Annotated in this window: 18 protein-coding genes; 11 read left to right on the top strand and 7 right to left on the bottom strand. The window is 71.5% G+C overall.

What is annotated here, in order from left to right; all coding sequences use genetic code 11:
* Positions 1-86: 86 nt before the first annotated feature.
* The 4 genes from ACFT4A_RS38080 to ACFT4A_RS38065 are packed head-to-tail and all read left to right on the top strand — an operon-like array spanning position 87 to position 5634.
* Complete coding sequence (locus ACFT4A_RS38080; protein ID WP_382840000.1) at positions 87-1628, top strand: ABC transporter substrate-binding protein; 1542 nt, start codon at positions 87-89, stop codon at positions 1626-1628.
* Positions 1629-1641: 13 nt separating this feature from the next.
* Positions 1642-2568: an ABC transporter permease gene (locus ACFT4A_RS38075; protein ID WP_382839998.1), complete on the top strand. Its 927-nt coding sequence runs from the start codon at positions 1642-1644 to the stop codon at positions 2566-2568.
* 14 nt (positions 2569-2582) lie between these two features.
* Positions 2583-4628 (top strand): dipeptide/oligopeptide/nickel ABC transporter permease/ATP-binding protein, encoded by a 2046-nt coding sequence (locus ACFT4A_RS38070; protein WP_382839995.1) that lies wholly within the window; start codon positions 2583-2585, stop codon positions 4626-4628.
* Positions 4621-5634, top strand: coding sequence for an ABC transporter ATP-binding protein (locus ACFT4A_RS38065; protein ID WP_382839993.1), 1014 nt, complete (start codon positions 4621-4623; stop codon positions 5632-5634). The genes ACFT4A_RS38070 and ACFT4A_RS38065 overlap by 8 nt, the downstream gene beginning before the upstream one ends.
* A 9-nt stretch (positions 5635-5643) precedes the next feature.
* Here the strand turns inward: ACFT4A_RS38065 and ACFT4A_RS38060 are convergent, their stop codons facing one another.
* Complete coding sequence (locus ACFT4A_RS38060; RefSeq protein WP_382839991.1) at positions 5644-6795, bottom strand: XRE family transcriptional regulator; 1152 nt, start codon at positions 6793-6795, stop codon at positions 5644-5646.
* A gap of 292 nt (positions 6796-7087) precedes the next feature.
* On the opposite strand from ACFT4A_RS38060, the gene ACFT4A_RS38055 reads away from it, so the two are divergent.
* The 5 genes from ACFT4A_RS38055 (at position 7088) to ACFT4A_RS38035 (ending at position 10986) form a co-directional block, all read left to right on the top strand.
* A complete protein-coding gene (locus ACFT4A_RS38055; protein ID WP_382839989.1) occupies positions 7088-7279 on the top strand; it encodes a hypothetical protein in 192 nt (63 codons plus the stop codon).
* Positions 7280-7386: 107 nt separating this feature from the next.
* Positions 7387-7950 carry a MauE/DoxX family redox-associated membrane protein gene (locus ACFT4A_RS38050; RefSeq protein WP_382839987.1) on the top strand — a complete coding sequence of 188 codons (564 nt, stop codon included), beginning with the start codon at positions 7387-7389 and terminating at the stop codon, positions 7948-7950.
* Between the two features lie 68 nt (positions 7951-8018).
* The gene (locus tag ACFT4A_RS38045; RefSeq protein ID WP_382839984.1) at positions 8019-8573 is read left to right on the top strand and encodes a hypothetical protein; all 555 of its coding nucleotides are present in this window, start codon (positions 8019-8021) and stop codon (positions 8571-8573) included.
* Positions 8570-10483 (top strand): ABC transporter ATP-binding protein, encoded by a 1914-nt coding sequence (locus tag ACFT4A_RS38040; RefSeq protein ID WP_382839982.1) that lies wholly within the window; start codon positions 8570-8572, stop codon positions 10481-10483. Before ACFT4A_RS38045 ends, ACFT4A_RS38040 begins: the two co-directional genes overlap by 4 nt.
* Positions 10474-10986, top strand: a complete 513-nt coding sequence (locus ACFT4A_RS38035) for a S26 family signal peptidase (protein WP_382839980.1) — start codon at positions 10474-10476, stop codon at positions 10984-10986. The genes ACFT4A_RS38040 and ACFT4A_RS38035 overlap by 10 nt, the downstream gene beginning before the upstream one ends.
* A 33-nt stretch (positions 10987-11019) precedes the next feature.
* Here the strand turns inward: ACFT4A_RS38035 and ACFT4A_RS38030 are convergent, their stop codons facing one another.
* From ACFT4A_RS38030 to ACFT4A_RS38010, 5 genes are all read right to left on the bottom strand, one after another.
* Complete coding sequence (locus tag ACFT4A_RS38030; protein WP_382839978.1) at positions 11020-11193, bottom strand: CsbD family protein; 174 nt, start codon at positions 11191-11193, stop codon at positions 11020-11022.
* A 213-nt stretch (positions 11194-11406) separates the two neighbouring features.
* Positions 11407-12765 carry a S8 family serine peptidase gene (locus ACFT4A_RS38025; RefSeq protein WP_382839976.1) on the bottom strand — a complete coding sequence of 453 codons (1359 nt, stop codon included), beginning with the start codon at positions 12763-12765 and terminating at the stop codon, positions 11407-11409.
* A 288-nt stretch (positions 12766-13053) separates the two neighbouring features.
* On the bottom strand, positions 13054-13434 hold the full coding sequence (locus tag ACFT4A_RS38020) for an antibiotic biosynthesis monooxygenase family protein (RefSeq protein WP_382839974.1): 381 nt from the start codon (positions 13432-13434) through the stop codon (positions 13054-13056).
* Between the two features lie 147 nt (positions 13435-13581).
* Positions 13582-14256: a class I SAM-dependent methyltransferase gene (locus ACFT4A_RS38015; protein WP_382839971.1), complete on the bottom strand. Its 675-nt coding sequence runs from the start codon at positions 14254-14256 to the stop codon at positions 13582-13584.
* Between the two features lie 189 nt (positions 14257-14445).
* A complete protein-coding gene (locus ACFT4A_RS38010; protein WP_382839969.1) occupies positions 14446-15555 on the bottom strand; it encodes a serine hydrolase domain-containing protein in 1110 nt (369 codons plus the stop codon).
* A 172-nt stretch (positions 15556-15727) separates the two neighbouring features.
* Between ACFT4A_RS38010 and ACFT4A_RS38005 the strand changes: the two genes are divergently transcribed.
* Positions 15728-16480 (top strand): YoaK family protein, encoded by a 753-nt coding sequence (locus ACFT4A_RS38005; protein ID WP_382839967.1) that lies wholly within the window; start codon positions 15728-15730, stop codon positions 16478-16480.
* Between the two features lie 42 nt (positions 16481-16522).
* Here the strand turns inward: ACFT4A_RS38005 and ACFT4A_RS38000 are convergent, their stop codons facing one another.
* A complete protein-coding gene (locus ACFT4A_RS38000) occupies positions 16523-18205 on the bottom strand; it encodes a hypothetical protein (RefSeq protein WP_382839965.1) in 1683 nt (560 codons plus the stop codon).
* Positions 18206-18352: 147 nt separating this feature from the next.
* Here ACFT4A_RS38000 and ACFT4A_RS37995 point away from each other — a divergent pair, with 147 nt between their 5' ends.
* Positions 18353-19732 carry a GH1 family beta-glucosidase gene (locus tag ACFT4A_RS37995; RefSeq protein WP_382840023.1) on the top strand — a complete coding sequence of 460 codons (1380 nt, stop codon included), beginning with the start codon at positions 18353-18355 and terminating at the stop codon, positions 19730-19732.
* Positions 19733-19847 lie beyond the last annotated feature (115 nt).

Below are 19847 nucleotides of genomic sequence, written 5' to 3'. Positions count from 1 at the left end.
CGCCACCCCAATAATGACCATCCATACGCCGTCCACATATCTAAACGACGTTCTCTGTTGTGTACGCGAGCGAGTACGGAGGCGCAGTGACCGGTTTATGCACCACCCGCAGTCGTCCGATCGCCGCCTCCCTCGCCGCCCTGCTCGCCGTCTCCGGCTGCTCGGTGGCCGGTGCCGACCCCATCGGCGGCGGTCCGGGAACCCTGCGCATCGTCCTGCCCGAGGAACCGCCGACTCTCGAACCCTGTGACGCCTCGCTGACCGCGACGGGCCGGGCCACCCGGGCCAACATCACGGAGGCGCTCACCGAGCGCGAACCGTCCACCGGACGCCTGGAACCCGCCCTCGCCACCAAGTGGACCCGGGATGCGGCCACTTCGTGGACCTTCACCCTCCGCAAGGGTGTCACCTTCCACGACGGGACGCCCTTCACGGCGGCCGCCGCCGCGTTCTCCATCCAGCGCGCCACGGATTCCGGCATCGACTGCAACGTCGACGGCTACATCTTCGCGGACAGCGAGCTGACCGCCACACCCGTCGACGACACCACGCTACGGGTCACCACTTCGAAACCCGACCCGATCCTGCCGCTGCGCCTGTCCTTCGTCGAGATCGTGCCGACGAGCACCGACCCCGACTCCCGGGTGCGCGAGCCGGTCGGCACGGGGCCCTACCGCATCGACGACTGGAACCAGGGCCGTCACCTGCGGCTGAAACGCTTCCCCGGCTACTGGGGGAAGGCTCCCGAGTTCGCCGCGGCCACCTACGTCTGGCGCGCCGAGGGCAGTGTGCGCGCGGCCATGGTGACCAACAACGAGGCGGATGTCGCGATCGGGCTCGCCCCCGAGGACGGGGCCGGTGACCGCGCGGTCGAGTTCGCCACCAACGAGGTGTCGTACCTGCGGATGGACGCCACCGAGCCGCCCCTGGACGACATCCGGATCCGACAGGCCGTCAACTACGCGATCGACCGTGAGGGCCTGGTCACCGCTGTCTTCGCGGGCCGGCCGACCGGGCAGCTCGTGTCGAAGGGCGTCACCGGCTACAACCCGGGCATCAAGCCATGGCCGTACGACCCGGAACGGGCCCGACGACTCGTCGCCGAGGCCCGCGCCGACGGAGTCCGCACCGACGCCACCCTCACCCTCATCGGCCGCAACGGCATCTACCCGAAGGCCGCCGAGGCGATGGAGGTCGTCCAGGACGGGCTGATCAAGGCCGGGCTGAAGGTCAGGATCAAGATGCTCGACGTCAACGCCTGGCTGGAGTACCTGCTGCGTCCCTTCCCCGCCGGCGACACCGGACCCACCCTGCTCCAGGCCCAGCACGGCAACCAGGCGGGCGACGCCGCCTTCACGATGGGGCAGATCTACGGCAGTGAGGGCGCCCAGAGCAGCTACGGCACCGAGGCGCTCGACACGCTCATCGAGGAGGCGCAGCTCGCCTCGGGCGGGAAACGGCAGAAGGCGTTCGCGGACGCGTTCACCCATCAGAACGACGAGGTCGTCCGGGACGCCGTCATGGCCAACATGACCGGACTGCTGGCCCTCTCCCCCAAGGTCCGCTACCGGCCCGACTCGGCCACCAACGACGAGATGCGGCTCGCCGACATGCGCCGCGCGGACTGAGGGAGGACCTCACGTGCTGACCTTGCTGCGCCGCCGCGCGGTCTCCAGTGTCGTCCCGCTGCTCGTGGTGGTCCTCGGAGTCTTCTTCCTGGCCCGCCTCACCGGGGACCCCGCCAACCTGTATCTGCCGCTGAGCGCGACGCCCGAGATGCGGGCCGAGTTCGCCGCCCGCAACGGCCTGGACGACCCGCTGATCACCCAGTTCGGCGACTATCTCGCCCAGGTCGCCCACCTCGACTTCGGCGAGTCGCTGCGCACCGCCCAGCCGGCGGGCGAGGCCGTCCTGCGGGCCTTCCCCGCGACACTCCAGCTGGCCGGCTGGACGATGCTGCTCGCCATCGTGGGCGCGGTGGTCATCGGCAGTCTGGCGGCCTACCGCCCGAACTCGGCGACCGACCGGATCGCGAGCTTCCTGTCCTCCACGGCCGCCAGCGTGCCCGACTTCTGGATCGCCATCATGGGGGTGCTGGTCTTCGCGGTCACCCTGGGCTGGCTGCCCACCTCCGGCACGAGCGGCGCGGCGGCGTGGGTGCTGCCCGTGGCCACGCTGTTCATCCGCCCGTTCGGCGTGCTGGTCCAGGTGGTGCGCGGCGCCATGGTCTCGGCGCTGTCCGCCCCGTATGTGAAGGTGGCGCGCGGCAAGGGGGCCTCCGAACTCCGGGTGGTCTTCGGGCACGCTCTGCGCAACGCCGCCGCACCGGCACTGACCGTCGCGGGCGATCTGGCCGTGGGGCTGGTCAACGGGGCGGTCGTCGTCGAGACGATCTTCGGCTGGCCCGGCATCGGCAAGCTCATGATCGACTCGGTGCTGCAGCGCGACTTCGCGGTGCTTCAGGCGGCCGTGCTCCTGACCGCCCTGGCGATCTTCGCCCTCAACATCCTGGTCGACCTCTGCCACGCGCTCCTCGACCCGCGGGTACGGCAGCGGGCGGCGGCATGAGCCAAGGACGGGACATGCTTCAGAAGGCCACATCCCAGACGGACGCCACGACCGTACGGCGACGGTGGTTCGCCCTGCTGCTCCGGGACCGGTTCGCCTGCGCGGCGGCCCTGCTCCTGCTCCTGGTCGCGCTGAGCGCCGTACTGGGGCCGCTCCTGGCCGGGGACCTGGCGACGCGCCAGAACCTCCGTGCCCCGGGCCGGCCGCCCTTCAGCCTCGACCACGGCTGGGCCTTCGTCCTCGGCAGCGACTCCCTCGGCCGACCCGTCGCCGCGCGGCTGCTGGCCGCGGCCGGGACGACCCTGGCCGTGGCCGTGCCCGCGGTGCTGTGCTCACTGGTCATCGGCTCGGTGTGGGGCATGTGGGCGGGCTATCACGGCGGTTGGCGCGAGAGCGTGTCGCTGCGGGTGGCCGACGTCATCCTCAGCTTCCCCTCGCTGCTGCTGGCCGTGGTCGTGCTGTACGTGTTCTCGCCGAGTGCCGCGAGCATCGTGCTGGTGCTGGCCGTCGCCCGGATCCCCGTGTATCTGCGCACCGCCCGGGCCGAGGCCGCGGAGTTGCGCAGCCGGCTGTTCATGGACGCGGCCCGGACATTCGGCACGGGCAGCTGGGCGGCCATCCGACGTCATGTCGCGCCGAGCGTGCTGCCCACGCTGCTCACCGTCGCCGCGCTCGACTTCTGCTTCGTGATGCTGGCCGAGTCCTCACTGAGCTTTCTGGGCATCGGCATCCAACCGCCGGACGTGAGCTGGGGGTTGATGGTCGCCCAGGGGCGGCAGGAGTTGCAGAGCGCGTGGTGGATCGCGCTCTTTCCGGGGCTCGCGATCGTCGTCACGACCGTGTCGGCCACTGTTCTCGCCTCCTGGGCCAGGCTGACGACGGATCCGGGGCAGCGGTGGCGGCAGGGACTCCGGCGGCGTTCCCGGGGGCCGCGTACGGCGAGCGGGGACGGCAAGGGTTCGGTGACGGGGAGCGCGGCCGGTGTCGGCGACCGTGCGGCGGGTGTGAGCGGTGCGGTGCCCGCCGACCCCTCCACGGGCACGGCCGCCCCGGTGGACAGCGACCGCTCCGAGGGCTTGTCTCCGGGCGGCGTCCTGGTCGTGGACGACCTGTCGGTCGACGTGCACACCGCGGCCGGGCCGGTGCATGTCGTCCGCGGCGTGAGCTTCGCCGTGCGGTCGGGCGAGACGCTGGCGCTGCTGGGCGAGTCGGGGTGTGGCAAGAGCATGACCGCACACGCCGTCGCCGGTCTGCTCGACCCGGTCGCCGAGGTGGTGGGCGGGCAGGTCAGGCTCGACGGCGAGGATCTGCTCGGGCTCGGAGCACGGGCCAGGCGCCGGCTGGCCGGCCCGGGCCTGGCCATGGTCTTCCAGGACGCGCTCAGTGCCCTCAACCCCGTCCACACGGTCGGAGTTCAGCTGGCCGAGCCGTTCCGCATCCACGAGGGCTTGTCCCGGCGCGCGGCGCGGGCCAGGGCGGTGGAACTGATGGAACGCGTCGGAATCCCGGAGGCCCGCTCCCGGGCGGACGCCTATCCGCACCAGTTCTCGGGAGGCATGCGGCAGCGCCTGCTGATCGCGACGGCGGTCGCCCTGCGGCCGAAGGTCCTGATCGCCGACGAGCCCACGACGGCCCTGGACGTGACCGTGCAGGCGCAGATCATGGACCTGCTCGGCGAGTTGCGGGGCGAGCAACGGACGGCGCTCGTCCTCATCACACACGACCTCGGGCTCGCCGCCGAGCACGCGGACCGGGTCGCCGTCATGTACGCCGGAACGGTGGTGGAGACCGGGCCGGTGGCCGAGGTGTTCGGCCGACCCCACCACCCCTACACCCGGGGCCTGTTGGATTCGGTTCCGGCCGAGCAGCACCGGGGATCCCGCCTGACGTCGATTCCCGGGAGCCCGCCGGACCCGGCCGCGGTGCCGGCCGGCTGTGCCTTCCGTACGCGCTGTCCCCTGGCCCGGGAGCGGTGCGTGACCCACCGTCCGGCGCTGACCGGCACCGCAGCCGGCCGGGCCGCCGCCTGCCACTTCGGGAAGGAACTGGCCGATGCCTGAACGCGGGACCCTGCTGGAGGCCGCCGGTCTGGCCAAGAGCTTCACCGTCCGGCGGACCGTGCGCGGCGGCACCCGGCTACGGGCCCTGGACGGGGTGGACCTGGCCCTCGGGCGCGGGGAGACCCTGGGCCTCGTCGGCGAGTCCGGTTGCGGCAAGTCCACGCTGGCCAGACTCCTCCTGCGGCTGGAGCGTCCCGACGCGGGCACCGTGCGGTACGGGGGCGTCGACCCGTTCGCGCTGTCGGGTGCGGAACTGCTCGCCTGGCGGCGGAAGGTGCAGATGGTCTTCCAGGATCCGTTCGGTTCGCTCAACCCCCGCCTCAGCGCGGCGGACCTCATCGGGGAGCCCTGGCTGACCCATCGCGCCCTCGTCCCCCGTTCGCGGCGGGCGGCGCGCGTCGCCGAGCTGCTGGAGATGGTCGGCCTGCGCGCGTCGGACGCGGCCCGCCACCCGCACGAGTTCTCCGGCGGTCAGCGGCAGCGGATCGGCATCGCCCGGGCCCTGGCGCTGGAACCCGAAGTGATCGTCTGCGACGAACCCGTCTCCGCGCTGGACCTGTCGGTCCAGGCGCAGGTGCTCAACCTCCTGTGCGACCTGCGGGACGAGCTGGGGCTGTCGTACGTGTTCATCTCGCACGACCTGTCCGTGGTGCGGCACCTCGCCGACCGGGTCGCCGTGATGTACCTCGGCAGGATCGTGGAGACGGGCCCGACGGAGGAGGTCTACGAGCGGCCGCGCCACCCGTACACGGAGGCGCTGCTGTCGGCGGCCCCTACGCCTGTGGCCAGCGGCGATCGCCGTCGGGAACGCATCGTGCTCACCGGCGAGATCCCGTCTCCTGCCGACCCGCCGTCCGGTTGCCGGTTCCGGACCCGGTGCCCTCGAGTGCGGGACCTGTGCGCGGAAGCCGTACCCGAACCTCCGCCGGGTGCGCCCCTCCACGGTGCGGCATGCCACTTCCCGCTGGAGGAGACAGCCGAGGGGACGCCCGCGGTCACGGCTTGACGGGTGGTGTCATTCGACGGCGTCCACCAAGAACTCCTGGTCCCGAGCCCCCGTGCACCGCTGCTGGGCGATCTCGGCGCCCGCCGCACGGTCGTCGGCGCCGTTGATCCCGAGGCACATCCCGTTCTGCACGACGTGGATCCGATAGCCGTCGGCCTCGGAGCCTCCGGCGGGGTCGAGGAAGAAATGCTGACTGGTGCGGTCCGCCGAGCAGCTCTCCCAGGGCCAGGGTTCGAGCAGTCCCTCGACGACATGGCCGCTGCCCAGCGCGGTGAGACAGCCGTCGCCGTACACCGGGTGGCGCCACTGGATGTAGTACGAGCCCGTCTTGCCGACCGACACCAGTGACAGGTCGGGTGGTGTGGCGTCGGCACAGGGGCGTTGGACGGCGACCTGGCTCCGGTAGCGCCCCTTGCGGTCGTGGCCTTCGGTGACGCACAGCTTGGGGGCCAGGGCCGGGCGGATCCGGGATGGTCCCGGTGGCGGGCCTTCGACGTCGGTGGTCGAGGAGGGGACCGCGGAAGGGTCCAGGCGTGGTCCGGCACCGGCCGCGCGCGTTCCCGTGCCCCGGTCGCTCCTCTCGCCGGGCAGCAGCGCCCAGGCTCCTGCGGCGGCGAGCAGGAGCGCGGCGACGACGGAGGCGGCCAGGGCTCGTCGGTTCTTGATAAGGACGGCGACGGGGGTGGCGACCGCACGCACGGCCTGGGGGCCGGTGGGGTGTTCCGTCGTCGAGGCGGGTGTCGGACCGGGGGTCGGGGCGTCGGCGGCGTGTGCCGGGTGACCGTCCGTGTGCGTCGGGCTGTCCTGCCCGGGTGTCTGTTCATCGTGCGCGAGCGTCGACCGGTCGTCCACGGGCGTGGCCGCGTCGTCCGCTCCCGACGGCTCGGCGACGGCCAGCCGGTCTCTGGCCTCCAGCCAGACGGCGGGATCCTCGTTTCCTCCGCACGCCCGGACGAACGCGACGACCACCTCGGCACGCGGTAGCGAGTCCCGGCGCAGCGCGTCGGCCGCGGTGCTCCGCGCGAGCACATCACCGCGCCGTTCCGCGTTCGCTTCCAACTGCCGGTAGGTCAGGCCGGCCTGTTCCTTGAGCCGTCGCAGGCAGGCCACGAACTCCGCGGCGCTGCGCGCCTCGTGCGGCAACGGACGCTGTCTCCCCATGCCCGGCCATCCTCGTCGTGCCTCTGGCACCGGACAATCCGGAATTCTGCCAATCCACGTCCCATCGCTCCGGTGTTCCGGACACCGCCGCGACGGGACCGGACAGGACCCGGACAGCGCCGCTACCAGCCCGGACAGCGCCGCCGCGTCCGGGACAGCCGAAGTCCCTGGTGCGCGGAATGCCCGTCCGCCCAGGCTGGGTTCCCTGCCCGGTCGAGCCCGTCCGAGCCCGACCGGCCGGATCAACCGCCCCGAGCATCACGGGGATCACCTGACGAAAGGACATCGCCCGATGAAGTCGATTCGCACTCTCGCCGACCGGATGCTGGAGCGCCTGCTGCCGCGGGAGACCGCCGGGGCGTGCGAGTGGTGGTACCGCTGCATCCGCAACCAGCCCTGTTCTTCCCACAACCAGTACACGCAGCGTGTCTGGTCGTGCGATCTGAACCGCCGCGAGTTCGTGCGGTGCGGCTGCACGTCGTAAGGCCGGTCCTGTCCCAGGCGGCCGGGCCTCTGGTGGGGGGCGGGGCCCGGCCGCCGATCTCCCGTCTCCGACCTCTGATCTCCGGTCTTCCCTCGCGAGGAGCATCCGTGACCTTCCTTTCGGTGACATGCCAGGCCCTGCTCGCGCTGGTCTTCGCGATCGCCTGTGCGAGCAAGGCGCACGGCCGGGCGTCGTTCGCGGGGTTCACGGACGCCGTCGTGGCACTGGGGCGCGTGTCCCGCCCCTGGGCGACCTGGGTGGCGGCCGGGATCATCGCCCTGGAGGGAGCGACCGCGCTGTTGCTCCTCATGCCGGGGTGGGGCGGCGCGGGCCTGTGGGTGGCAGCGGTCCTGCTGACCGGCTTCACGTACAGCGTCGTCCGCGCTGTGCGAGACGGCACCGCGGTCGCGTGCCGCTGCTTCGGGGCGTCCGGCGATCACGCACCGGGGCCGGCCCAACTCGTCCGCAACGCCCTGCTGCTCGCCGCCGTCGCGTTGGCCGTGCCGGGGGTACCGGGCGCCGGATCCCTGTCCTGGCAGGGCTGGTTCGCGGCCTGGCTGATCGGCGCCGTGTGTGCCGTGGTGGTGGTGACCGGGGACGAAGTGGTCGCGCTGTTGCGTCCCGCGCATCAGGTCCCTGTCCCCGCCGCCCGTCCGTACGAAGCCCTCTGATCCACGGTGGTTCGCCGAGTCACCGAGTCGCCGAAGTCTTCTGATCCGCCTATCCGGAGAGGCCCGTCATGGTCTACCTGGCCGTCGCCCTCGTGGCTGTCGCCGCCCTGTGCGTCTGGGATCTGTTGCTGACCCTCGCCGTCCTTCGCAGACTCCGCGACCGGCCCGACAGCACCATGGGGGCGGACACGGGCGGCATCCCCGTGGGAGCGACCGTGGGTTCCTTCGCCACGCGCTGCGTGGAGGCCGCCCCGCTCACCGAGAGGGACCTCGCCGAAGGGGCCCTGGTGGCGTTCTTCACCACCGGCTGCGCGCCGTGCCGGAACAAGCTGCCCGCCTTCGTCGAGGAGGCCGGGACGATGGGCGGCCGTAGCCAGGTGATCGCCGTCGTCGTGTCGCCCGGTGCCACGCCGGACGAGACGGCGGAGGCCGAAGGGATGGCCCGCCGGCTCGCCCCCGTCGCACGGGTACTGGTGGAGGAACCCGACGGCCCCTGCACCGCCGCCTTCGGCGTCACGGCCTTTCCCTCCCGGTTCGCCGTCTCGGCTTCGGGCGGAACGGCGCCCACCGTGCTGGCCGTGGGCAACGCGGCGCTCGCCGCCTCGCCGGTCGGGTCGGCATGAGCGGCACTCCCGCCGGCGCCGCCCGTACGTCCGCCCGCCCCGGCAGCGCTCCCGCCACTCCCGGCGTCCGGGACCTGGGCCGGGCCTTGTGCCTGGCACTCCGGCTCGCCTTCCGCTCGTCCCCGTGGGTGCTGGCGAGCCATCTCGCCGTGACCCTGGTGTCGGCGGCCGCCCCCGTCGTGGCCACCTGGCTGGTCAAGGACATCCTCGACACGCTCACCTCCGGAGCGTCGGGAACCTCCTCCGTCGGCATCGCCGCTCCGGCGGCCACCCTGGCCGCCGTCAGCACGGTGGCCGCCGTGGCCCCTCAGCTCACCGGCTATCTGCGCGCCGGGATGACGCGCGCGACCAGCCTGCGCGCCCACGAGGACCTGCACGCGGCGGTCGACACCTTCACGGGGCTGCGCCGGTTCGAACACCCCGAGTTCCTGGACCAGTTGCGGCTGGCTCAGCAGGCGGGGGGACTCGCCCCCTCCCAGGTGGTCGAAGGGGCGGCCGGTCTGACCCGCAGCGCCGTGCTGCTGGCCGGGTTCGTCGGTTCCCTCGCGGTCCTCGACCCCTTCCTGGCCGCCGTGGTGTCCCTCTCCGGCCTTCCGGTGCTCTGGGCGGAGATCACGCTCAGTCGCAGTCGCGCCCGCACGTTCTGGGACATCAGCCCCTCCGAGCGCCGGGAGATCTTCTACGCGACCCTGCTCACCAGCGTCGAAGCCGCCAAGGAGATCCGGCTCTACGGCGCCGGGGGCTTTCTGCGGGGCCGGATGATGGGCGAGCGCCGTGCGGCCGACGCCCTGCGGGAACGCATGGACCGCAGTGAACTGCGCATCCAGTCGACTCTCCAGACCGCCGCCGCCGTCCTCGCCGGGGCCGGCCTGCTGTGGGCGGTCGGGGCCGCGTCGCGCGGGGCGATGACCGTCGGCGACGTCTCGATGCTGCTGGCCGCGATCCCCGCCGTGCAGAGCGGCATCGGCGGACTGGCCGGTGAACTGGGCCAGGCACACCACTCGCTGGTGATGTTCGACCACTATGTCACCATCGTCCGGCTCGGACCCGATCTCCCCGCTCCGCATCGGCCCCGCCCGGCGGGCCCGCTGCGCGAGGCGATCGAGATCCAGGACGTCTGGTTCCGCTACGAGGACGAACTTCCCTGGGTGCTGCGGGGCGTGGACCTGCGTATCGAACGCGGCACGGCACTCGCCCTCGCGGGCGTCAACGGCTCCGGAAAGTCCACGCTGGTCAAGCTCCTGTGCCGGTTCTACGACCCCACCCGCGGACGCATCCTGTGGGACGGCACCGACCTGCGCGACATCCCGGCGGCCGAACTGCGCGCACGCATCGCCGCCACGTTCCAGGACCCGATGCGCTACGACCTCACGGCCCGGGAGAACATCGCCATCAGCGAGCTGACCGCGCTCGAGGCACCCCGGCGCTGCGAGGAGGCGGCGCGGCTGGCCGGAATGCACGAGGATCTCGCCCGGCTGCCGGGCGGCTACGCGACCATGCTGAGCCGGACCTTCCGCTCCGGCGAGGGCGACGGCAGCGGGAGCGGGGTCCAGTTGTCCGGCGGACAGTGGCAACGGATGGGCCTCGCCCGGTCGTTCCTGCGTACGGACGCGGATCTGCTGATCCTGGACGAGCCCAGTTCGGGCCTCGACCCGGCGGCCGAGTACGAGATTCACGCCCGGCTGCGCGAACGCCGTACCGGGCGGACCAGCGTGCTGATCTCCCACCGGCTCGGCGCGGTCAAGGACGCCGACGTCATCGCCGTCCTGGAGGACGGGCAGGTCCGCGAGCTCGGCGACCACCGGCGGCTCCTCGCCCGCGGCGGCACCTACCACCGGCTGTTCACACTCCAGTCCAGCGGCTACCGGGACGAAGCGGAACCGGCCGAGACGGAGGAGGCATGCCCGTGATGCCGATGAGCCCGGGTCCGGCGGGTCCGGCAGCACTGGTCCTGACGGTCGGAGTGCTCGCCCTCGTCCTGCGCAGGAGCTGTGTCCTGCTCGATGTCAGCGGGGGCAGCATGCGTCCGGCCTTCGCGGACGGGGACCGGCTGCTGGCCGCCAGGCTTCCGGTACGCCTGGTGCGCGTCATGTCCCTGATGCGGGTGGTACGACGCGGAACGGTGGTGGCGATCAGACTGAAGCCGGCGCCCGGCCATCGCACCGCCGATTCCGCATCACCCACGTGCATGATCAAGCGGGTCGCTGCCCTTCCGGGCGAAGCGGTTCCGGTGCCGGACGCGGGGACGGGCAGAGTGCCCGCCGGACACGTCTACGTACTGGGCGACCACCGCGCCACCAGCTGGGATTCGCGGCAGGTCGGGCCGATTCCGTACGAGCGGCTCACGGCCGTGATCGTCTGCCGGGTCCGCCGCGGTGACGCGAGCACCGCGGGGCTCCCGACGGGCACGTGACGGGGGCCCTGCCGCAGCAGGGCCCCGACGCGTTCAGTGTTTGAAGACGTCCTTGCTCTTCTCCTTGGCCTGCCGGGCGTCTCCCTTGGACTGCTCGGCCCGGCCCTCGGCCGTCAGCCGCTCGTTACCCACCGCACGGCCGATCGTCTCCTTGGCCTTTCCCTTGGCCTGCTCGGCCTTCGCCTTGGACTTCTGCTCTCCAGCCACGATTCGCTCACTCCAAGTCGTGTTCGACTCCGGGGTCACCTCCCGAGTGACCTCGGGAGGGACGGTCAAACGTGAGTGAGACTGGATGGGGCGCAGACGTGCAGGTCGATCAGGCCGTAGTCGGTATGGACCTCGTCCGTAGCCCCCGGCGGGAGGTGGACGGTGAAGAGAACGCCGGGTGCGTCGGGGGCCTTGGATCTCCTCCGGGGTTGCTTACCGGAACCCGTTCTTCCTGCGGCGGCGCAGAGCGTCAACGATGCCGGGTGCGCTGACGATGCCGTAGCCGTGGTTGTAGTCGAACCCGGCGGCGCCTCGGTCATCGGCCGTGCGTCGCAAGAGGGTGCGCATCTGGCTCGGCGACAGGGAGCCCACGGGCCACTGGGAGCGGATGGCCGCGACCACACCAGCGGCAACCGGACAGGCAGCCGAGGTGCCGCTGTCCGGCTTCTGGGGGCCGAAGGCATGGGAGCCGTCGAAGTGGGTGTAGGCACAGATGTCCGGCTTGCGGTGGCTCAGCCGGCCGGGCCCCTGGGACGAGTAGCCGACACGGTCACGGCGGGTGTCGACTCCGCCGACACACAGGGCGCGCGGGTGAGAGTTGGCGCCGACGATCGGCCGGTCGGGGAACCGGCATTGGGGCTGCGGGCAGTCGCGACCGCAGTTGCCCGCAGCGAAAAGGACGTCTGCTCCGGCGCTGTCCAGAGCGGTGACCATGAGGTTGAAGGGGTGCGCGGGGTTGTCCGAGTAGTTGCCCGGGTGGCCAGGGGGGAAGTCCAATTCGGGGGAGAAGGAGGCGAAGCTGTAGTTCACGACCAGAGCCCTGCGGTCCGGGTCCATGGCCTCCAGCAGGCCCCACAGGTGGGAAGAGGCGGCAACGGAGTCCGACAGCAGTCCGCTGATCAAGGTCGCACCTGGGTGCAGCGAACGCATCACCGGCAGGTCGAGCAAGGTGGCCTTGGGTGCGGCGATGAGGGCGTCGAAGGCACACATCGTGCCGTGGCCGACGTCGAAGTGGCCGGGTTGGCCGACCACACTTGCGGGATTCCAGCTGCGTGCCGCGTCGATGGGGACGGGACGGCCCAGTTCCTCCTTGAGGTGCTGGGCGTTGATGCCCCCGTCCAGGACGGCCACGGGGACGTTCTCGCCCTCCAGCCCCTCGGCTCCGAGTTCGGCGAGGTGGTTCTCGACGTCCTTCCAGTTGCCTACCGGGGAGTCGCCTTCGCAGGTGGGCGTGGTGGTGATGACCGGATCGGCATAGACGCCGATGATGTCCGGACGCGCCACGGCGAGCATCCCCAGCCGGCTTGCGGTGTCGTAGTCCTGGATCGTTCCACGAACCAGGACGCCGGCGTCTTCGGCCCTCATGGAGAAGGTGAGTGGCTGCTCGAGCGAGAGCGGGTCCCGGCTCTCACCGACCGGACGCGGCCTGGGGGCCGCCACGGGAGCAAAGGTCGGGTCGAGATCGACGCCAGGTACCCGGCCCGCGACCTCATCCGCCGTGACCGTGACACGTGGATCGATGACGGCGGCGACCGCGTCGCGTTCCGGTCGCATCTGGATGAGGACGCGCATGCACTACTCCTCTGCGAGGCCGAGTGTCCCTGGTCCCCGCCTTGCAGGCGCGGTTTCCGATGGGCGCGGCGTTCATGGAACGGGCAAGGCGGCCCACGCCACCGTGCCACCGCTCGCACGACTCAGCGCATGCGTACGAGAGCAGGTGGGACACCTCGCGACCGCCCACCACATGCTCTCCGGCTGTGCGCAGCCGGGCATCTCCATACCGCCATACGGCCGAGCGCCCGGCGCTGGACCCTGCTCGGGCCGGCCGGCGCGGACGGTCGCTGAGGTGACGTCGGTCGGTCAGCCCGCTGTCGGGTTCTGCGGGACCTCCGCTCGTGTGAATCCGTGACTCCGCTCCACTTTCGCCACATGCAGCGTGTAGCTCTGGTACCACTGGGCTTGCCCGCGCTTCTGCGCCGCGCGGTGCTCGGTGTTGCTCCGCCACTCCGTGAGGGCGTGGGCGTCGCGGAAGTATCCGACGGTGATGCCCAGCCCGCCGGGAGTCTGCGCGTGGTCCATCCCCAGGAACCCGGGGACGTCCTTCACCAGGTCTTCCATGCGTGCGGCGGTTTCGCTGTAGCCGCTCTGGTCCTGGGTTCGCACGGTGGTGAAGACAGCCACGTAGTAGGGGGGTTCATAGGCCTCAACAGGCGTGACAGGCTCTTCGGAGTGACCGCTCATGGCGCCAATGTAGGGCCCTTCCTGAACGGGATCCGGCTCTTGAGCAGAGCTGTCCGAGCTGACGTTCTCCGGGCGGTCCGACCGCGGGCGCACCCTTTCGCATCCGCCCCGGAGCGATGCCGGCCGTTCCGGGAACGGGTGCATGGCTCAGGCCCGACGAACCGCGTACCCCAGATACGTCACCACCGGGCTGCTCTCCGGCTCGAGCACCATGTCGACGAGTTCCGGCAGCTGATCGTCGGTCAGTGTGCCACGCCTGCGCCCGTGCGTCGCGCGCACCAGGCCGCGTACGTCGCGTGGCTTGAACGCCGAGACGTCCTGCGCGGACAGCCCGGCGCGGTCGAGGGCCTCGGCAAGCTCCCCCGGGCGGCGCAACCGGTGCGCGGCGTAGCGGCCCCGGGGCATGATCCGTGTTCCTGGGAAGGCTTGGAAGGCACCGAGGTAGATGAGGCGGGACACGGGGGTGCGGTTCACCGTGTCGTAGACGAAGGCCGCGCCGGGGCGCAGCACGCGTGCCGCCTCCCTGAGGACCGCGTCCGGCCGTCCGGTGATCTCGAGGGTGTCGGCGCAGTACACGAGGTCGAAGGAGTCGGCGTGGACGTCGAGTTGCTCCGCGGGCGTCGTCAGGTATGTGACGCCCAGCCCGTCGTCCGCGTCCATGGCCAGGGCTGTCGCGGCGGGGGACGGATCGGCGGCGACGACCTCGAATCCGAGCCGGGCCAGGCCGCGGGCCGGCAGGCCGCGCCCGCTGCCGACGACGAGCGCCCGGCTTCCGGCCGCCGCGAGGTTCAGTTCCCCGAGTACGCGCCGCAGGTACTCCATCCGTACGGACTGGAAGGTCAGGGCCCGGATGTGGCGGCCGTCGACGGCGGTGGGTCCGGCCGAGTCGAGTGCGATGTGCGGGGCGGCGGTGCGTATGGCAAGCTCCCTCGACGCTCAAGGTCAGGTTCCCTGAGCGAACGTAACATCGACGGATTCCTCGCCGCGCGAGGAGTACGTGGCCACGGAGACTCACCCGGTCGCCCTGCCCGGCTGAGGCGCACAGGGCGGCACCGCCGACGACACCTCGGCCAGGAGCCGCTCCACCTCGCTCCCCCAGCGTGAGGCGATCACCAGGTCGCGGGCGGGGTCCACCCACAGCAGGTGGTTGCCGCCGTTGCCGCGGGCGCAGCGGCCTGTGCGCGGGGCCCGGGGCCAAACCGTGCCGTGGTCGTTGAGCCACCAGGACAGGCCGTACTCGGGCTTGACCGGGCAGGGCGTCCACAACTCCTCGATCCAGCGCCGCGACAAGACCTGACGCCCGTCCCACCGCCCGCCCCGCAGACAGAGGAGGCCGATGCGGGCCAGGTCCAGGGCGCTGATCCACAGTCCGCCGCCCCAGTGCGCGCCGCCGGAGACCACCGGCACCTCCGCGTCGTCGAGGGTGATCACCGCGTGGTCGTAGCCGTGCCAGGACCAGCCGTCGGAGGCGCCGACCGGGGCCATGACGCGCTCGCGCAGCACGTCCGGCAGGGGGCGGCGGAGCAGGACCGTGAGCGCAAGCGCGGCCAGGTTGACGCGCACGTCGTTGTAGGCCCAGCCCGCGCCGGGGAGTCCGCCCGCCGACTCGGTTCCCTCGCGGGTGCTCTGTGCGTCCACCCAGGTCGGCTTGGACCACAGCTCGCCCTCCCACTGGCTGGTCTGGTCCAGCAGGTGGCGCCAGGTGACCGCCCGCCCGTGGGGGGTGTCGAACTCGGGCAGGTCCACGGTCTTCGACACCGGCTCGTCCAGGCGCAGCGCCCCCTCGTCGTGGGCGATGCCCGCCACCAGCGACAGCACGCTCTTGGTGGCGCTGTAGGCCATCTCGGGGCGCGTGGGGTCGCCCCAGGAGGCGAGGACCGTGCCGCCCCGGACCACGACACCGCCGGCTCCCTGCCCGTCGAGGAGCGGGCCGATGACCTCGCGGTGCGACGCGTCGGACACCTGGGCGGCGAGGTACGACGCCATGTCGTCGACGCCCGCCACCGGCCGCTCCGCCTGTGCGCGCACGGCCCGCGCGAGTGCCGCCGCGTCCACTCCCTCCCAGGGGTCCCCGGTCCGGTCGCCGTTCTCCAGGACCTCTCCGTCGTATCGCGCTGTCACCGCGTCCACGCCCCCTCTTCCGCCGTCCGTCGGCACATCTGTCGTCTGTCCGGCCGCCGCGCACGCCGATCGGACGACCGCCTCGGGCCACAGTAGGCCGGGCGTAGCCTTCGGCGGCGTGTCCGGGCGGCGGTGCGAGGGGAGGGCCGTCAGCGCTGCTCACACTGGGCGAATGTCCGACGCGTCCGAAGCCCTGGAGGACGATGCCCGGCAGGTGGCCGTCATGACCGTCCTCACCCTGCTGGCCGGTGCCGTCGACGCCGTCAGCTTTCTGACGATGGGGGAGGTGTTCTGCTCGCTGGTGACCGGCAACGTGCTCTTCCTGTCCTTCGCGCTCGCCGGTGAGGGTGACGTCCCGGTGGCGCGGCCCGCCATCGCGATCGGCGCGTTCTTGGCCGGGGCGGCGACCGCGGCCGTCGTGCTGAAGCGGCTCGCGGAGCGGGGCAGGGCGTGGTTCCCGGCCGGGCTCGTCAGCGAGGCCGTGCTGCTGGTGTGCGCCGGGGCGCTGACCCTGTGGCAGCACGGCACCGAGGCGGCCGCCGACGCCGGTTCCGATCATGGCGTCGTCACCCTCGTCGCACTGGCCATGGGGGTGCGTACGTCGACCGTGCTGCGGGTCCACGTGCCGGGGATGCCGACGCTGCTGAGCCAGACCGCGATCACCGAACTCATCAACGACGTGCTGAAGCGCCCTCGGGCGGCGCTGCTCGGGATGTCGGCCCGGCAGCGGCTGGCCCGGACGCGGTGGACGGCCACGGCGGGCGGGATCTTCGTCGGCGGGGTGCTGGGCACACTGCTGCTGGTGCCACTGGGCACCGGGCGGGCGCTGCTCGTCATCGCCGCGGTGGTGCTGCTCCTCGCGGCGGCCACGCTGGCCGTGCCGCGGTCGGAGGAAGGGACGGGGCAGGACCTCAAGGGTCCTTAGACGCCCGGTGGACGCCCGGTGACCGCGGCGTCTCGGCTCACGTCAGTGGCAGCACGCGTCGTCCTTCTGAGGGTCGGGCCCCGTGTCCAGGCGGCAGAAGCAGGACGCCTCGACGGGGACGTCGGCCAGGGCGGTCGCCATCTTCAGTTGCTGGGCGACGAGGGCCGCCTCGCCGGTCTTGCCCGTCCGGAGCAGGCATTCGTGGAAGCCGTGCAAGGACCAGACGTTGCCGGGGTGCTGGAGGGCTCGGGGCAGGGTGGCGTCGAGGCCGAGGTCCGCGCGGTAGACGGCCTCGGCCTCGGCCACGCGGCCCTGTTCCAGGAGCAGTGCGCCGTAGGCGTGGCGGGTGGGCTGCATCCAGCCCCATGGCTCGTCGTAGGGGAGGTTGTCGTCCAGTTCGATGGATCGCTCCAGGGCGGCGAAGGCGACGTCGTGGTTGCCCCTGCGGTATTCGAGTTCTCCGTCGAGCATGGCCGACGCGATGGCGAGGATGTCGTGGCAGGTGTTGTTGAACAGCATCCGCGTCTCGGGCACCCGGCTCACCGCCTCGCGAAAGAGCTCACGCTCGGCCTCCGCGGGGCCGATCTCGCCGGTGGCCGAGAGGGCGACGCCGCGGGCGTAGTGCCGCATGGCGGTGGTCACCGAGTAGAGCTCGGGGTCCGCGGGGGCGGGCAGGGCGAGGATTTCGGTCCAGCGGCCGAAGCGGATCAGCACGTGGACGCGCATGGCCAGGAAGCCTTCGAGCCAGTCGGCCATCGGGGGGCTCGGCACGCGGAGCAGGTCTTCGGGGACGGCCGCTTCGAGCTGAGCGGCGGTGTCGAGGGCGACCTGCGCCTGGCCGAGGAACATGGCCCCGTAGATCTTGAAGTGGTAGTTGTGCGCCCGGTAGAGGGTGTAGAAGTTCATCGCGCCGACGCGCCGGTGGTACTTCTCGTCGACGGCGATCGCGTCGCTGTTCGCCGCGACGACCCGACGGTAGTCGCCGCACAGGACGTCGAGGTGCGAGGGCATGTGGTGCAGGTGCCCGGCGTCGGGCACGATGCCGCGCAGGCGGTCGGCGACGGTGAGGGCCTGCTCCGGCGTCGGGGACATCTCCATCAGGTGGATGTACAGGTGCAGCACCCCTGGATGCCCCACTCCGGCTTCCGTGGCGAGGGCGCCGTCGAGGACGGCCTTGGCCTCCATGGTCCGGGCGCCTTCGGCCGGCTGCCCGGTCCTCAGGTCCCACAGCTGCCACGGGGTGAGGTTCATCAGGGCGTCGGCGTGGAGGGTGGCGATGTCCGGGTCGTGGGGTGCCAGTTCACAGACCGTGCGCATCGCGTTCGCGTAGGGCTCGTTCCAGACCGAGCAGTCCTCGACGGCTTCCGACTGGGGATAGCGGGCACGCAGCGCGGTGATCAGGGCCTGTTCGACCGGGGTGGCCTGAACGGCCTTGTCGTGAGCCCGTTCGACGGCGGTGTGGGTGCGTTCGACGGTCCGTACCAACTCGTCGTCGTCGAAGAATTCCCAGGGCTTGTTGTAGTTCGGACCGAGCGCGTAGGCGATCCCCCAATACGCCATCGCGCACTCCGGGTCGGCCTCGGCGGCCTTTTCGAAGCAGGCGACGGCCTCCTCGTGGTGGAAGGCGTACGTCCACAGCAGACCGCGATCGAACCAGAGCTGAGCTGCGGAAGAGGACGTGGTGACGGGTCGGCTGTAGGTGCCGAGGTCGTAGTAGTCGTCCATGGTCATCTCCTGGAATATCGGCCCGATCCGGTGAGAATAGCGGCCGCGCACATCCTCTCGCCCCTCTGCCAATTCCGCCTATTACCAGATCACCTTTTCGGATTTCGGTAAAGTGCACGGATGCAGCTTCCGGCGCACATGACTGGCATGACTGGCTTCCCGAGTTTTCCGCCCGGCTTCGTGTTCGGGGCCGCTACCGCCTCGTATCAGATCGAGGGTGCGGCGCGGGAGGACGGCCGTGGGCCGTCGATCTGGGACACCTACTGCCACACCCCCGGCCTGGTGGCGAACGGGGACAGCGGTGATGTCGCCTGTGATCACTACCATCGGTATCCGCAGGACGTGGCGCTGCTGCGCGATCTGGGCGTGAACTCCTACCGGTTCTCGATCGCCTGGCCGCGCATCGTCCCGGACGGCTCCGGTCCGGTGAATCCCAAGGGGCTCGACTTCTACTCGCGACTGGTCGACGCACTGCTCGCGGCCGGCATCGAGCCCGCGGCCACGCTCTATCACTGGGATCTGCCCCAGGCACTGGAGGACCGCGGCGGCTGGCGGGTACGGGAGACGGCAGAGCGGTTCGGCGAGTACGCGGCCGTCGCCGCCGAGCGTCTGGGCGACCGGGTGCCGCGCTGGATCACCCTCAACGAACCGTGGTGCAGTGCCTTCCTCGGCTACTCGGTCGGCCGGCACGCCCCGGGTGCCCGCGAGGGCCGGGGCGCGCTGGCCGCGGCCCATCACCTGCTCGTCGGGCACGGCCTGGCCGTACAGGCGTTGCGGGCGGCCGGCGTACGCGAGACGGGCATCACCCTCAACCTCGACCACGTCCTCCCCGCCACCGACTCCCCTGCCGACCGGTCGGCCGTCATCCGCGCCGACACCTTGCACAACCTGGTGTGGACCGAGCCGATCCTCGCGGGCCGCTACCCGGCCGCCGAGGAGGAGACCTGGGGCGAGTTGATCACCGGCCAGGACTTCCGGCGGGACGGCGACCTGCAGTTGATCTCCCAGCCGCTGGACTTCGTCGGCATCAACTACTACCGGCCGATCGTCGTCGCCGACGCCCCGTACCGCGAGAGCGACCCGGCGCCGCGCGTGGCGACCGACAACCGCTACGAGGAGGTACGACTGCCCGGGGTACGGCACACCGCGATGGGCTGGCCCGTCGCACCCGGCACCTTCACGGATCTGCTGGTGGGACTGAAGGAGCGCTACGGCGATGCCCTCCCGCCGCTCCACATCACCGAGAACGGCTCGGCGGAGGACGACGAGGTGAGTGCCGACGGGGCCGTCCACGACAGCGACCGAGTCGCCTACCTGCGCGACCATCTCACCGCGCTGCGGGCCGCGATGGACGCCGGCGTGGACGTCCGCGGCTACTACGTGTGGTCCCTGCTCGACAACTTCGAGTGGGCCTTCGGCTACGACAAGCGCTTCGGCATCGTCCGCGTCGACTACGCCACGCAGCGGCGGACGCCGAAGGACAGCTACCACTGGTACCGGGCCATGATCGCCGCACAGCGGCCGTGACGGCCCGGCCGGAGAAAATCATCTTGTCGTTCGATCGGGGCATGTGCGCAAGAGGCTGGCACCGCCCAACTCCCGCTCCCTAGGATGTACTTCCTGTCCAGCCAGTCCGTTGGCG

The organism is Streptomyces sp. NPDC057099 (assembly GCF_042671245.1).
GTDB classification, from domain to species: Bacteria; Actinomycetota; Actinomycetes; order Streptomycetales; family Streptomycetaceae; genus Streptomyces; species Streptomyces purpurascens.
Note: the sequence above shows the minus strand (reverse complement) of the source record. Positions and strands in the feature narration are given on the sequence as shown.

Coding starts and splice junctions, on each gene's coding strand:
- ACFT4A_RS38070 (WP_382839995.1), top strand. CDS start 2,583: ATGCTTCAGAAGGCCACATCCCAGACGGACGCCACGACCGTACGGCGA.
- ACFT4A_RS38065 (WP_382839993.1), top strand. CDS start 4,621: ATGCCTGAACGCGGGACCCTGCTGGAGGCCGCCGGTCTGGCCAAGAGC.
- ACFT4A_RS38060 (WP_382839991.1), bottom strand. CDS start 6,795: ATGGGGAGACAGCGTCCGTTGCCGCACGAGGCGCGCAGCGCCGCGGAG.
- ACFT4A_RS38055 (WP_382839989.1), top strand. CDS start 7,088: ATGAAGTCGATTCGCACTCTCGCCGACCGGATGCTGGAGCGCCTGCTG.
- ACFT4A_RS38045 (WP_382839984.1), top strand. CDS start 8,019: ATGGTCTACCTGGCCGTCGCCCTCGTGGCTGTCGCCGCCCTGTGCGTC.
- ACFT4A_RS38040 (WP_382839982.1), top strand. CDS start 8,570: ATGAGCGGCACTCCCGCCGGCGCCGCCCGTACGTCCGCCCGCCCCGGC.
- ACFT4A_RS38035 (WP_382839980.1), top strand. CDS start 10,474: ATGCCCGTGATGCCGATGAGCCCGGGTCCGGCGGGTCCGGCAGCACTG.
- ACFT4A_RS38025 (WP_382839976.1), bottom strand. CDS start 12,765: ATGCGCGTCCTCATCCAGATGCGACCGGAACGCGACGCGGTCGCCGCC.
- ACFT4A_RS38020 (WP_382839974.1), bottom strand. CDS start 13,434: ATGAGCGGTCACTCCGAAGAGCCTGTCACGCCTGTTGAGGCCTATGAA.
- ACFT4A_RS38015 (WP_382839971.1), bottom strand. CDS start 14,256: ATGGAGTACCTGCGGCGCGTACTCGGGGAACTGAACCTCGCGGCGGCC.
- ACFT4A_RS38005 (WP_382839967.1), top strand. CDS start 15,728: ATGTCCGACGCGTCCGAAGCCCTGGAGGACGATGCCCGGCAGGTGGCC.
- ACFT4A_RS38000 (WP_382839965.1), bottom strand. CDS start 18,205: ATGGACGACTACTACGACCTCGGCACCTACAGCCGACCCGTCACCACG.
- ACFT4A_RS37995 (WP_382840023.1), top strand. CDS start 18,353: ATGACTGGCTTCCCGAGTTTTCCGCCCGGCTTCGTGTTCGGGGCCGCT.